Consider the following 13458-nt stretch of genomic DNA (forward strand, 5'->3'; position numbering starts at 1 on the left):
CATCAAGGAGAAAAGTGAGGCCCCGCCGGCAGGCGAATCGATGAAACAATGTCAGGTTGCTATGCCTAAACCATCAGTTCCGCCAGTTACAAACTGGCCTCATAATCCACCAAAAGTTACGCTCACGCTAAACTTGCTGTATACAGGAATAAAGCTCCAGTTACGAGAGCAGAATTTTTCTGCCAGAGAAGCAAATCATGACCTAAATGAAGATCCTGGCAAAGTGATTATCCAGGTGATTCCGCATCCCATTGCGAAGCATTTCCGCTGACCCATGCTCAATGATATCCACCAGGCCTTTGTGCGAGACAAACTTTTTGACAGCGATATCTTTTGAAAGTATCCCGCTGCTGTGGGCGTAGTCAAAAACCGGGAGCAGCATCTTCTGAAATTTCTTCAGCGTGGTGTTGCCCGTGATCTCATACAGTTTCCCATGAAACGTGATTTCGTGCTGGATCTGGAAATGCATGGAATCCGACAAGTCCGGCTCGTTGGCCACAATCTCTTTCAGTTCCTCCACATCCTCCTTCGTTACCCGCTCCATGATAAAGTCGGCCATCCCGATCTCCAGCACCAGCCGCAGCTCAAACACCTCTCGCAATGTGGCGTTGTCGAGTACCTGCGGAATCATCCGCTTCTCCAGCAAGGCAAGCAGATCCGGGTTGGTGATCACAGCGCCCCGGTGCCGTTTGGATTCGATCAGGCCTATCATGCGCAGCCGCAGAAGGGCCTCCCTGACCACCGTGCGGCTGACGCCCAGGTTGCTGGCCAGTTCGATCTCCTTGGGTATGGCATCTCCTACCTTGAAATTCTGCTGAATCAGGAGTTCAATCAGCCGCGTCTCCACCTTATCTACCAGGGAGCTGGTGTCAATTGTCTTGATCTTATCAAAAAGATTATCCATTATCGTTATGTATGACCTATTTAAAAAGCAACAAGGAGCTGCCTCTAGGCAAATTTAGAAAATAAGCGTTAATTTATTTAGTATTAAAGATTAAGAATGTGTTAGGAAATTAAAAAAGTGTTCTATACTTTTAATATGTCATACTTAACACAATATCTATTCTCACTTTATGAAACGTAAATTTTTACTCAAGGTAGTTTTTCTATGGCTAAGTTTATGCGTAGGGCATGAACTTTATGCCCAGACGGAGACAGTCAGCGGACGCGTTATCTCTTTAGAGGATAAACAGCCGCTGATCGGGGTCAGTCTAAATGTTAAAGGAACGGATCGGGGCGCCCAGACGGACGCAGAAGGCAAGTTCAGCGTAAAAGCGGCTGCGGGCGACGTGCTGGTGGTGCGCTACCTCGGTTTTGAATCTCGCGAAGTACCGGTAGCCAATGCAACTGCCGCAATCGAAATCGCGCTGCAACCGGCAACGGCCAAGCTCGGCGAAGTAGTAGTGGTAGGGTACGGTACCCAAAGCCGCCAAACGCTGACCGGGGCGGTGTCTACGGTAGACGACAAGGTGCTGAAATCGGCGCCGCGTACCAACGTGGCCACGGCACTTCAGGGTACGGTAACAGGGCTGCGGGTGCAGCAAACCACGGGGCAACCGGGTGCTACACCCAACATCACCTTCCGGGGCGGTACCAGCTTCAGCGGCACTGGCTCTCCGCTGGTGATCGTAGACGGCGTGATCTTTCCTTCGCTTTACGGCATCAATTCAGAAGACATTGAAAGCATCAACGTGCTGAAAGATGCTGCTTCTACGGCCATTTACGGCGCACGGGCAGCCAACGGCGTGATCCTGATCACGACCAAAAAAGGGAAGCCGGGACGCTCGCAGGTGACCTATAGTGTTAAGCACGCCCAGAATCAAATTCGACGTAACTCGTTGGAGTACATGAGCGCCGAAGACTATATTCTCTGGAACAGAAGAGGCCTGGGAAGCCGCTACGAAGCAGCGGTAAAGGACAACAACACCGCCGAAGCCAACAACACCCGCAACCAGCTCACGGGCTCCTGGGGCTGGGGGCTGAGCTCTGCCTGGGCTACGCCGGACGGCAAATATTCGACACAGCTAGTGAGCAACACGAACCGGCAGTTGCTGGGCAACCCGCAGTGGAACCTGCTGGTAGACCGTAATCCGTTCAACCCGAGCCAGATGGACAGCATCCTGTACCGTTCGGTATCGCAAAGAGAACTGGAAGACATGATTCTGCAGGAAAGTACCTTACAGGAGCATTACCTTAACTTTTCCGGCGGCAGCGACAAAGGTACCTTCTCGCTGGGTTTGGGTACTGTAAAGGATGTAGGCATGGTGGTAGGTTCGTCGCTCAAGCGCTACAACCTGAATTTTAACGGTAGCCTGAACGTAAACGAAGACCTGAAGGTCGGTCTGAACCTCTCGGCTTACAACGATAAAAATACACCCTCGTACCTCACTGCCGACGCCGACGGCGGATTAGCCGGCGGCTTGATCCAGCGTTTTGGTGGTATTGCGCCAACAGCCCGCTTCACGCATGATGAGACCGGAGCCATACTGCCGGGCGTTGACGGCGGCACGCTTGGCAACCCACTGTACCTGCAGGATAAATTCATCAATAAGAATCAGGAGCAACGGTTCTCGGGTAGCCTGAACCTGGAATACAAGATACTGCCTACGCTCAAGGCGCTGGCTTCGGCATCGGGCTTTATGCGTTACACCAGCCGCGAAAGCTTTACCAAAGCGTACCAGAACGGCACCGGTGGTGCGATGGTTGCGACCCGAAATGCTGCGTTTGCGCTGCCGCAGGCTAACCAGCATTCCTACAACGCGTTCCTGCAGTACGACAACACCTTTGGCAAACACACGGTGAGCGTACTGGGCGGTGGTGAGTTTTTCGATAGCCGTTTTTCTGAGTACAGAGCGGCAGGCCGGGGTGCTTCTACTGACTTTATTCCTTACCTGTCGGCATCGACCGAAGCGGTGGGTATCCCGTATTCCGGTTTTTACTCCTGGAACCGCCTGGTGTCCGGTATCGGCCGCTTTACCTACGACTACGACTCGCGCTTCCTGCTGAACGTGAACATGCGTTACGACGGTTCTTCGCGCCTGGCTGACAACCGCTACGGCCTGTTCCCGGGTATTTCAGCTGGCTGGAACCTGCACAACGAAGCTTTCTTCAGCAACTCGTTCCTGAGCGATTACATCAATGTACTGAAGCCACGTGTGAGCTGGGGCCAGAACGGCAGCATCGAGCCGTTGACTGATTTTGCCACGGCCGCTACCTACGGCAGCACCGGTATTTACGGTGGCAACGCCGGATTCGCGCCCAACTTCCTGCTCAACACGGCCCTGCAATGGGAGCGCGCTTCGTCGCTGAACTTCGGTCTGGACATGGGGCTGCTCGACAACCGCGTGACCTTTATCGGCGATTACTTTATCCGCGATATCTACGACAAAATCACGTCGCTGGGTATTCCGGGCTGGACCGGTTACAGCAGCTTTACCACCAACCTGGGGCAGTTGCAGAACCGCGGCGTGGAACTGGAGATGAGAGTGAACGTGATTCGTCCGGTGGAGCCTGAAGGCTTTAGCTGGGATGTAAGCGCCAACTTCTTCCACGTGAAAAACTACGCCAAAAAGCTGCCGGACAACGGACTGGAAAACAACCGCCAGAGCACATTCCAGGTATACGACCCGGCTTCCGGCAAAGTGGTGCACGTAGGTGGCCTGCAGGAAGGCAAGCGCGTTGGCCTGGACGAGATCTGGGCTCCGATCTACGACGGCCTGTACCTGACCGATGCGGACCTGGAAGCAGATGCCAACCTCTACAACGCTTACCTGCCTTACCGCGATAAGAAAGTGAAGTTGCTGGGTGATGCCCGCTGGCGCGACCTGGACCAGAACGACACGATCGACTTCCGTGACCGCGTATCTGTAGGCCGAACTACTCCTACCATTCAGGGCGGTTTCGGCACCAGCGTCAGCTGGAAAGGCTTCAGCCTGTACTCTCAATTCGACTTTGCCATGGGCCACATGATCCTCAACCACGCCAAGCTTCGCGGTTTGTCGCAGGTGCAGGGCTCGCAGAACGGTCCGGTCGATGTGAAAGACACCTGGCACCCGGAGAATCCGAACGGTACCTTGCCGCGCTACTACTGGGCTAACTATGGTCGTAACTACTTCCAGGATGCAGGTGGCGGCTCTACCTCGTTTGCCAACTTCTACGAGAAAGGCGATTACCTGGCCTTAAGGGAAATCACGCTGAGCTACGAGGTGCCACAGGCGTTCCTGCAGGGCCTATTGAAAGACAAGATACAGGGACTGCGCCTGCACGTGACGGGTACTAACCTGGTATATTTCACCGGCTACAGCGGCACCTTCCCAGAGTTGGGCGGCAACGATGTGGGCAGGTTCCCGCTGCCGCGCACCATCACCACCGGTTTGAACGTGACACTTTAATCAGGCTTAACTTATCAACAGATATGAATCGTTATTTATCCACTTTAAAATATGTGCTCGGGTTTTCGCTGGTGCTGGGTGCTACAAGTTGCAGCGAACAGCTCGATGAGGTGAAACCACAAACAGAGCTTAACCGGGATCTGATCCTCAAAGACCCCAACGCCGCTATGACCTTGTACTACGGCGTGTACGGCTCGTTCCGCGCATACCATAACAACTTGTTCCTGCTCGGTGAGATGCGCTCAGAAACGTGGGCCGACGGCCTTTTCACCGAATCGGAAGATGAGGGGCTGCGGAATTACTACACGCACAACATCAGCGCCAACATCGTGCCTGCCAGTAACTGGGCCGGATTCTACGGACTGCTCGACAAGATCAATACCATCATCAAGGTGTTCCCGCAAACCCAAGTACCGGAGGGGCAGCGCAACCGGGTACTGGCCGAAATGCACGGCCTGCGCGCGTACGTCTACTATACCATGCTCAAGACCTGGGGTGGCGTTCCGCTGACCACGGAGCCTGTTACGGAAGTGAAAGGCCTGGCTGACCTGTACCGGGAGCGAGCAACGCCGGAAGCCGTGATGGCGCAGGTAAAAGCTGACCTGGAGCAGTCGATGGCGCTCTTTAATGGCGACAACACGTTCTCGGCCGGGTTCACGTCCACCACCAAGCACATCTACTGGAACCGCGCAGCTACCCTGACCCTGAAAGGGGATGTGTTCCTGTGGTCGGGCACGCACCAGGGCGGCGGCAACGCTGATTTTGCGACCGCGCAACAGGCACTTGAAGAAGTTGCCACTATAGGCGGCTTGGGCTTGATCGAAAACTATGCCGACATCTTTAACCCGGCACGGGAGGCCAACAACAAGGAGGTTATTTTTGCCATCAGCTACGAAAAAAGCGAGGCAACCGCGGGTGTGTATACCAATTTCCGTGTGAACACCACCCAGGCCGGCACGTTGCTGCTGGATCCGCTTACCAACCCGAGAACGGTGGCGTCGGCGTATCCGTTTGTAGCGGGTGCCAGCCGGGTTGGCTTTTCAGGAAATATGATCCAGAAACTGAGCGATGCGAAGGACACCCGCATGGCGACGACTTTCCAGGTGATGTACCGCAACAATCCGCCAACATACTCGCCAGCCGCTGTGATGCTGACCAAGTTTGTAGGGCGGCCCGATGCCGGCGCACAGCTGTATGACGTGGACTTTCCGGTGTACCGGTTTGCAGAGGTGGTGCTGATGCTGGCCGAAGCCAAAACCAAACAAGGCCTCGACCCTTCTGTTGAAATAAACCTGGTCCGCCAGCGGGCTTACAAGAACAACTTCATCCCTTATATCAACGGAAGCCAGCAGGAAAACATGCGCGCCATCCTGGAAGAGAACCTGCGGGAGTTCATCGGGGAAGGCAAGCGCTGGTGGTCGCTCCGCAGGGCCGGCAACGAGTGGGTGTTCGCCTACGTGGACCCGGTATACCTGGCACCGGGACAAGAGTACAAGCTGCTGCTGCCAATTTCGGTAGGCATGCTGAACTCTGATCCGAAACTGACCCAGACACCGGGTTATTAAGCTGAACTTGAGGTATAACCTTCTGCTGTTCCGGATGAGGCAAGCTTGTTCGGAACAGCAGAATTATGTAAACTACCTAATTACGCAATCCGATTATACATTTGATTAATTTTACCTGAATGAAGATTGAACACATACACGGCCTCATTGCAGCGCCGTTTACGCCCATGCATCCGGATGGTAGCCTGAACCTGGCGTTGATTCCGGCCTATCACAACCTGTTGAAAACAAACGGCAACACCGGCGCCTTTATCTGCGGATCTACCGGAGAGGGGGTATCGCTGACGCTGGAGGAAAAGAAAAAGGTAGCCGAAGCCTGGGCCGCCGTCACCAAAGGAGATACAGCCTTCAAAGTGATCACCCTGGTAGGGGGCACCTGCCTGGCCGATGCCATCGAGCTGGCACAGCACGCCCAGCATATCGGTCTGCACGCCGTATCGTTTACGGGCCCTTCTTATTTCAAGCCGGCCAGTGTGCAAATGCTGGCTGCCTGCTGTCAAGCGGTAGCAGATGCCGTGCCGGGTATGCCTTTCTACTACTATCACATCCCTGTGCTGACGGGGGTTAACTTCCAGATGATCGACCTGCTGCAGGAAGTGAACGGGCAGATCCCGAACTTTGCCGGCATCAAGTATACGCACGAAGATTTCATGGATTATCTCTCCTGCCTGCAGTTCGAAAACGGCAGGTATGATATGCTTTGGGGTAGAGACGAAAACCTGCTGTCGGCACTGGTGCTGGGAGCAAAAGGCGGCGTCGGAAGTACCTATAACTATGCGGCCCCTCTGTATACGGCCCTAATCGAAGCTTATAATCAAGGAGACCAGGAAGCTGCCCGTAAGCTGCAACAGCAGTCGATCGACATGATCCGGCTACTGGGTAAGTATGGCGGTATCGCTACGGGGAAGGCCTATATGAAATTGCTGGGGCTGGACTGCGGCGAATTCCGCTTGCCGGTACGCAACATGAGCCAGGCACAGTTCCAGTCTTTTAGCGCAGATGTTGCTGCGCTGGGATTCAGTGAATTTTGTTCACGGTCCTCTGAATTAAAACCTGTATAATGCAGCCTGATGAAGCATATCCTTACCTTACTACTGATTTTCTGGGCTGTATCAGGAAGCCAAGCCCAACAACCCGAGTCTAACAGCATGCAATGGTCTGTTGCAGCCAGCTTACCGGCTGCACCGGGTCAGGCACTGCAACCAGGGCTGGCCGGAGCAGCGGGTGGCGTGCACAACAACGCCCTGCTCGTGGCCGGTGGCGCCAATTTTCCGGAAGGCTTGCCCTGGGAGGGCGGCAAAAAGAAGTACTGGCCGGATATCTTCGTTTTGCTGAAAGATGAAAAAGGAAACTATACCTGGCATACAGAATCGTTCCGGCTTCCTGAGCCCCTGGGCTACAGCGCCAGCGTCACTACCGACAAAGGCGTTCTGAGTATAGGTGGTGAAAACGAGCAGGGTATCCAAAAAACGGTACAGCTGCTGCAGTGGAGCCCTGCCACAAAAGAAGTAGCCGTAGCACAGCTGCCTGACCTGCCGCTACCCCTGACCAATGCGGCCGCGGCCGTAGTAGGCAGCCAGGTATATGTTGCCGGTGGCGAAACGACCGGCGGAGCCTCTGCCGGATTGTATCGTCTTGACGTGGCTTCTCCTGCCGGCGGCTGGAAAAAACTGCCGGATATGCCAACGGCCCTGTCGCATGCGGTGGCCGTCGTGCAGTCAAACGGTGAGTACCCCGCGCTATACCTGATCGGGGGCAGAACGCAATCCCCGTCCGGTGTCAGCCAGCTGCATGGAAACACCTTCCGCTTTGATCCGAAAAAAAATGAGTGGAAGCAGCTGCATGCTATTTCGGATGGCGAAGGAAAGAAAACCACACTTTCGGCCGCAACCGGCGTTCCGACCGGCGCCAACTATATCCTGGTGTTCGGCGGTGACAACGGGCAGGTCTTCACACAGATCGAGCAGCTGAATGCGGCCATCGCCAAAGCCACGGATGAAACGGAAAAGCAGCAGTTGCAGGCCGAAAAGCTTAAACTGCAGACCGTGCACGAGGGGTTCAGCAAAGATGTATACCTCTACAATACCGTAACCGATTCCTGGACAAAAACCGACGCGCTGCCTTATGCGCCGGTCACCACGTTTGCAACCAGGTGGGACAACGACATCCTGATTTCTTCCGGTGAGATCAGGCCGGGCGTACGCACCCCGGATGTGCTGAAAGGGAGCCTGGTACCGAAGCAGTATTTTGCCTGGCTCGACTACCTGGTGGTATTCGTCTACCTGGTGCTGATGGTAGTCATTGGCCTGTGGTCTTCCAAAAAACAAGACACCACCGACGATTACTTCCGCGGCGGGCAGCGCATTCCGGGTTGGGCAGCCGGCCTGAGCATTTACGGCACTCAGCTGAGCGCCATTACCTTCATGTCGATTCCGGCCAAGACCTACGCCACCAACTGGAGTTATTTTATCCTGCAGCTCACCATCATCCTGGTGATTCCGATTATCACCACCTATTTCATACCTTTCTACCGGAGGCTGCGGATCACGTCGGCCTACGAGTACCTGGAACTGCGCTTTAACTATGCGGCCCGAGCCATGGCGTCTATGCTGTACATCATGCTGCAACTGGGCCGCCTGGCCATCGTGCTGCTGCTGCCTAGCCTGGCGCTGACGCTGGTAACGGGTGTGAATGTGAACGTGTGCATTCTGCTCATGGGCCTGATCACCATCTTTTATACCATGAAAGGCGGGATTGAAGCCGTGGTCTGGACGGATGTGGTGCAGGTCGTGATCCTGCTGGGCGGAGCGCTGGTGTGCCTCGTGATGATCCCGTTGCAGCTGGAAAGCGATGTCGCCACCATGTGGCATACGATCCAGGAAAACGGCAAATTAGAAATTCTCAACACCACGCTTAGCTTCAATGAACCAACGCTGTGGGTGGTGCTGCTGGGCGGCCTGGCCATCAACGTGATCACGTATGGCGCCGATCAGTCGGTGGTGCAGAAATACCTGACCACACGCGACGAGGCTGCATCGAAACGCAGCATGCGCCTGGGTGCCTGGATGGCCCTGCCTTCCGCCCTGATCTTTTTCTCGATCGGTACCATGCTCTACCTGTTCTTTAAAGAGCACCCCGAACAAGTAAACTACCAGCTGCAAAGCCAGGATGCGATCTTCCCCTGGTACATTGTGTCAGAGCTGCCTGCCGGGGTAACGGGCCTGCTGATTGCGGCAGTGTTTGCCGCCGCCATGTCTACGCTCAGCAGCAGCATGAACTCCGTAACCACTGCCCTGGTTACAGACTTTTACCGGAAGTTCTCGCCTCATAAATCGGAGAGAAGCTACCTGACGGCTGCCAAGGTGCTCACCATGGTGATCGGTATACTGGGTACTTCCCTGGCCCTGGTGATGGCACAATGGGGCATTTCCTCCCTCTGGGACCAGTTTAATTTGATACTGGGTCTGTTTACCGGCGGCCTGGGCGGTCTGTTCGTGCTGGGCATCTTTACCAAGCGGGCAAATGCCAGGGGAGCGATTACTGGTCTCCTGCTGAGTGGCCTCGTGCAGTTTTATATCAGCCAGTACACGAACATCAACCTGCTCCTCTATGCCTTCACCGGCTTGGTAAGTTGCGTCGTGTTCGGGTATGTGTTCAGCCTGTTGTTTGGCAGTGACAAAAAAGATATCGATGATCTGACGGTATACCGGGAAGATCAATCGAACAAAATAAATACGAATAAACACAAGGTCAGCGAAGAGATATTCTGAGAACAGGATTTGAGACGCGACCGGATGTGACAGGTTTTTTTATGATGAAGACGATTGATGTATTGTGCTGCCTGCTCCTGGTAATGTGGAGCAGTGTCAGTTGCTCCAGCAAGGTATACCCGGCGGCATCCGAAGGGATCCGCATCTCCAGTACTGCCCCGGCTATACCTGTGCTCAAAGGCGTGGCAACGAATCCGCTGCTCCGCATCACGGTCTATGTGCCGGCAGGAACAGACGGGGTGACGTACCAGGGTATACAAAGCAGCCTGAACAAAACGGCGCTGCAGGATGTCGAGAAGCTGGAGGTATACTTCACGGGTTCGGAGCCTTTGTTTAAAGCGGCAGAGCCGATCGCATCCATCCGTCCTTCCACAGAAGCGTTTGCTATACCTGTCAACCTCCGGATGAAGCCCGGCAAGCACTACATCTGGCTGAGTGCCACCCTCAAAGAGACGGCCAACCCGGATAACAAGATAGAGCTGCACTGCGCACAACTGGTGGATGCAGCCAACAAAGCCTGGCCAGTGACGGAAGACAAATCCGTATACGCCAAGCGGATGGGGGTTGCCCTGCGCAAAGCCGGGGACGAGGGGGTGGATACCTACCGCATTCCAGGTATAGCCACCACCGACCAAGGGACGCTGATCGCCGTGTATGACATCCGCTACGACAATTCCCGGGACCTGCCGGCAAACATCGATGTCGGCATGAGCCGCAGTAAAGACGGCGGCAAAACCTGGGAGCCTATGAAGATCATCATGGACATGGGTGCCCCGCACGAAAACAACGGCATCGGGGATCCGTCGGTATTATTCGACCCGGTGACAAAAAAGATCTGGGTAGCCGCCTTGTGGAGCAAAGGAAACCGGTCCATCGCCGGTTCAAAGCCCGGGTTGTCGCCGGACGAGACCGGGCAGTTTGTGCTGGTGAGCAGCGACGATGACGGGCAGACCTGGTCCGAACCCTACAGCATCACCGAGCAGATCAAGAACCCGGCCTGGAACATTTATTTCAACGGACCCGGAAACGGCATTGCCATGCAGAATGGCAAACTGGTATTCCCGTCGCAGTACTGGGACGAAAAAGGGATGCCGCATTCTGCCATCATTTACAGCGAGGACCAGGGCGCCAGCTGGAAGAGCGGTATTGGCGCCAAGTCCAACACCACCGAAAGCCAGGTCGTGGAAACTACTCCCGGTACACTCATGCTCAACATGCGCGACAACCGCGGACGCTTCCGTTCTGTAGCCACCACTACCGACCTGGGCAGCAGCTGGGTAGAGCACCACACCTCCTACAGCGCCTTGCCTGATCCGGTCTGCATGGGCAGTCTGATCAAGGCGAAGGTCAATACCAAAAACGGGCAGCAGGAAGTCCTCTTCTTCAGCAATCCCGACACGCCTTCCGGCCGCTACAACATTACCCTGAAAGCCAGCCTGGATCTGGGAGAGACCTGGCAACCTGCCAGCCAGCTGCTGCTGGATGAGCGCGGCACCTACGGTTATTCTGCTCTGACAAAAATCGACGACAACACCATCGGCATCCTGTATGAAGGGGTGAAAGACCTTTACTTCGTCCGCATACCTGTAGAGGAGGTTATCCGATAATCAGATGAAAGTGCCACACCCGCCAGGTCTTCTAGCCTGACGGGTGTGTTTTATTTAGTTTACCTATGACCCGATTCATACTATTCCTTTTTGCCTGCCTGCTTGCTATACCTGCCTGGGCGCGTCAAAACCCGGTCAAGCTGAAAGTGGCCTGCATCGGAAATTCAGTGACCTACGGCTACACTATACCGGACCGGGAGCAGAAGTCCTACCCGGCGCAACTCCAGCAACTGATCGGCTCCACCTACGAAGTAGCCAATTTCGGGCTGAGTGGCGCAACGCTGCTACGCAAAGGGCACCGGCCCTACACCAAAACGCAGCAGTATAAGGATGCGATCGCCTACAAACCGGATGTTGCCATCATCCACCTGGGGCTCAACGATACCGATCCGCGCAACTGGCCGAATTACCGCGATGAGTTTGCAGCGGATTATTATCACCTGATCGACACGCTGCGTGCCGTGAATCCGAAGGTCCGTATCCTGATCTCCCGTCTCACGCCCATTTTTTCAGGGCACCCCCGCTTTAAGTCCGGTACCCGCGATTGGTACTGGCAGATCCAGGCGCTTATACCTGTAATTGCAGAAAACAGAAAGGTTGAATTGATCGATCTTCATAGTCCCTTGTATGCCCGCCCCGATCTGTTTCCGGACGAGCTGCATCCGACAGCCGAAGGGGCCGGTATCATAGCAACTACTATTGCCGGACACTTGACCGGCAGGTATGGCGGCCTCCGGCTGGCGCCTGTTTTTGCAGACCACATGGTGCTGCAGCAGAAAATGCCCGTTCCGGTGCAAGGTATAGCCGATGCCGGCGAAGAGGTGACCGTACGGTTGGGCAATCAATCCGTAAAAACCCAGGCAAATGCGCAGGGCCGCTGGAAAGCCCTGCTTCCTCCGATGAAGGCGGGAGGCCCTTATCAACTGGAAGTAAGTACAGCTGCCAAAAGTATACAAGTGCAGGACATCCTGGTAGGAGAGGTATGGCTGTGCTCCGGGCAGTCGAACATGGAATTTCCGCTGAAGGCAGCGCAGCAGGCAAAAGATGAAATGCAGGCCGCACAGCAGGCCTCCTCCATCCGCCTGTTCCACCTCAAACCGGTTGCAGAAACCAATAATGCTGCCTGGGACTCGGTCACGCTCCGGCAGGTAAATCAATTGCAGTATTTCACAGGTTCCTGGCAGCTCTGCGATTCCGTTTCGGCAAAAGACTTTTCTGCGGTGGCCTACTACTTCGGCAAACAACTGCAGCAGCAGCTCAACGTGCCCATCGGGCTGCTACAGGTAGCTGTTGGCGGCTCTACGACAGAGTCCTGGATAGACCGCTATACCCTGGAGCACCATCCGCAACTGGTCGATATCCTGCACAACTGGCGCAACTCCGACCTGGTCATGGGCTGGGCCAGAGAGCGGGCAGGGCTGAACGTCCAAAAGTCCAAAGTGGCCAAGCAACGCCATCCCTACGAGCCGGCCTACAACTACGAAGCGGGCATTGCGCCGCTCACCTCGTTTCCCATCAAAGGCGTAATCTGGTACCAGGGAGAGAGCAATGCGCACAACATCGAACTGCACGAAGAATTGTTTAAAACACTGGTGCGCAGCTGGCGCGAAAAGTGGGGCTATGATTTCCCGTTCTACTATACCCAGCTTTCGAGTATAAACCGCCCGAGCTGGCCGCACTTCCGGGACAGCCAGCGCACCTTGCTCACGCAGATCGGAAATACAGGTATGGCCGTAACGACTGACCTGGGCGATCCGCAGGATGTGCACCCGACGCAGAAGCGGCAGGTGGGCGAACGGCTGGCTGCCTGGGCCCTTGCCAAAACGTATCAGCAGCGGCAGGTATACAGTGGCCCCTTATTCAAAGAAGTTCAGTTTTCGGGAAACCAGGCGATCTGCACGTTTGACTTTAACAGAGGTTTGCAGACCAGCGATCAGCAGGTGTTGCGTGGCTTTGAAGTAGCGGGCAAGGACATGGTTTTCAGAAAAGCGACGGCCGCTATCCGCCGCAACAAAGTATTGGTATCTTCGGAGCAAGTGCCGGAACCAAAGTATGTACGCTACGCCTGGGAGCCTTATACCCGCGCCAACCTGATCAATGCAGCAGGTTTCCCTGCCTCTACTTT

7 protein-coding genes are annotated in these 13458 nt (G+C 55.0%); 6 read left to right on the forward strand and 1 reads right to left on the reverse strand.

The window, feature by feature from the left end:
- Positions 1-202: 202 nt before the first annotated feature.
- Positions 203-904 (reverse strand): FadR/GntR family transcriptional regulator, encoded by a 702-nt coding sequence (locus OB13_RS08380; protein ID WP_461489709.1) that lies wholly within the window; start codon positions 902-904, stop codon positions 203-205.
- A gap of 169 nt (positions 905-1073) precedes the next feature.
- Here OB13_RS08380 and OB13_RS08385 point away from each other — a divergent pair, with 169 nt between their 5' ends.
- The 6 genes from OB13_RS08385 to OB13_RS08410 all read left to right on the forward strand — a co-directional run.
- Positions 1074-4391, forward strand: coding sequence for a SusC/RagA family TonB-linked outer membrane protein (locus OB13_RS08385; RefSeq protein ID WP_461489710.1), 3318 nt, complete (start codon positions 1074-1076; stop codon positions 4389-4391).
- Positions 4392-4414: 23 nt separating this feature from the next.
- Positions 4415-5956: a RagB/SusD family nutrient uptake outer membrane protein gene (locus OB13_RS08390; protein WP_461489711.1), complete on the forward strand. Its 1542-nt coding sequence runs from the start codon at positions 4415-4417 to the stop codon at positions 5954-5956.
- A 119-nt stretch (positions 5957-6075) separates the two neighbouring features.
- A complete protein-coding gene (locus tag OB13_RS08395) occupies positions 6076-7017 on the forward strand; it encodes a dihydrodipicolinate synthase family protein (protein WP_461489712.1) in 942 nt (313 codons plus the stop codon).
- A gap of 9 nt (positions 7018-7026) precedes the next feature.
- On the forward strand, positions 7027-9726 hold the full coding sequence (locus OB13_RS08400; RefSeq protein WP_461489713.1) for a sodium:solute symporter family protein: 2700 nt from the start codon (positions 7027-7029) through the stop codon (positions 9724-9726).
- Between the two features lie 41 nt (positions 9727-9767).
- The gene (locus OB13_RS08405) at positions 9768-11333 is read left to right on the forward strand and encodes an exo-alpha-sialidase (protein ID WP_461489714.1); all 1566 of its coding nucleotides are present in this window, start codon (positions 9768-9770) and stop codon (positions 11331-11333) included.
- A 65-nt stretch (positions 11334-11398) separates the two neighbouring features.
- Positions 11399-13458 (forward strand): GDSL-type esterase/lipase family protein (locus tag OB13_RS08410; protein ID WP_461489715.1); only part of this gene is annotated, 2060 nt, incomplete at its 3' end.

Source organism: Pontibacter sp. HJ8, from assembly GCF_054824225.1.

Excerpts from the sequence above, each read along its gene's own strand:
- OB13_RS08380 (WP_461489709.1), bottom strand. The coding sequence starts at position 904 with ATGGATAATCTTTTTGATAAGATCAAGACAATTGACACCAGCTCCCTG.
- OB13_RS08385 (WP_461489710.1), top strand. The coding sequence starts at position 1,074 with ATGAAACGTAAATTTTTACTCAAGGTAGTTTTTCTATGGCTAAGTTTA.
- OB13_RS08390 (WP_461489711.1), top strand. The coding sequence starts at position 4,415 with ATGAATCGTTATTTATCCACTTTAAAATATGTGCTCGGGTTTTCGCTG.
- OB13_RS08395 (WP_461489712.1), top strand. The coding sequence starts at position 6,076 with ATGAAGATTGAACACATACACGGCCTCATTGCAGCGCCGTTTACGCCC.
- OB13_RS08400 (WP_461489713.1), top strand. The coding sequence starts at position 7,027 with ATGAAGCATATCCTTACCTTACTACTGATTTTCTGGGCTGTATCAGGA.
- OB13_RS08405 (WP_461489714.1), top strand. The coding sequence starts at position 9,768 with ATGATGAAGACGATTGATGTATTGTGCTGCCTGCTCCTGGTAATGTGG.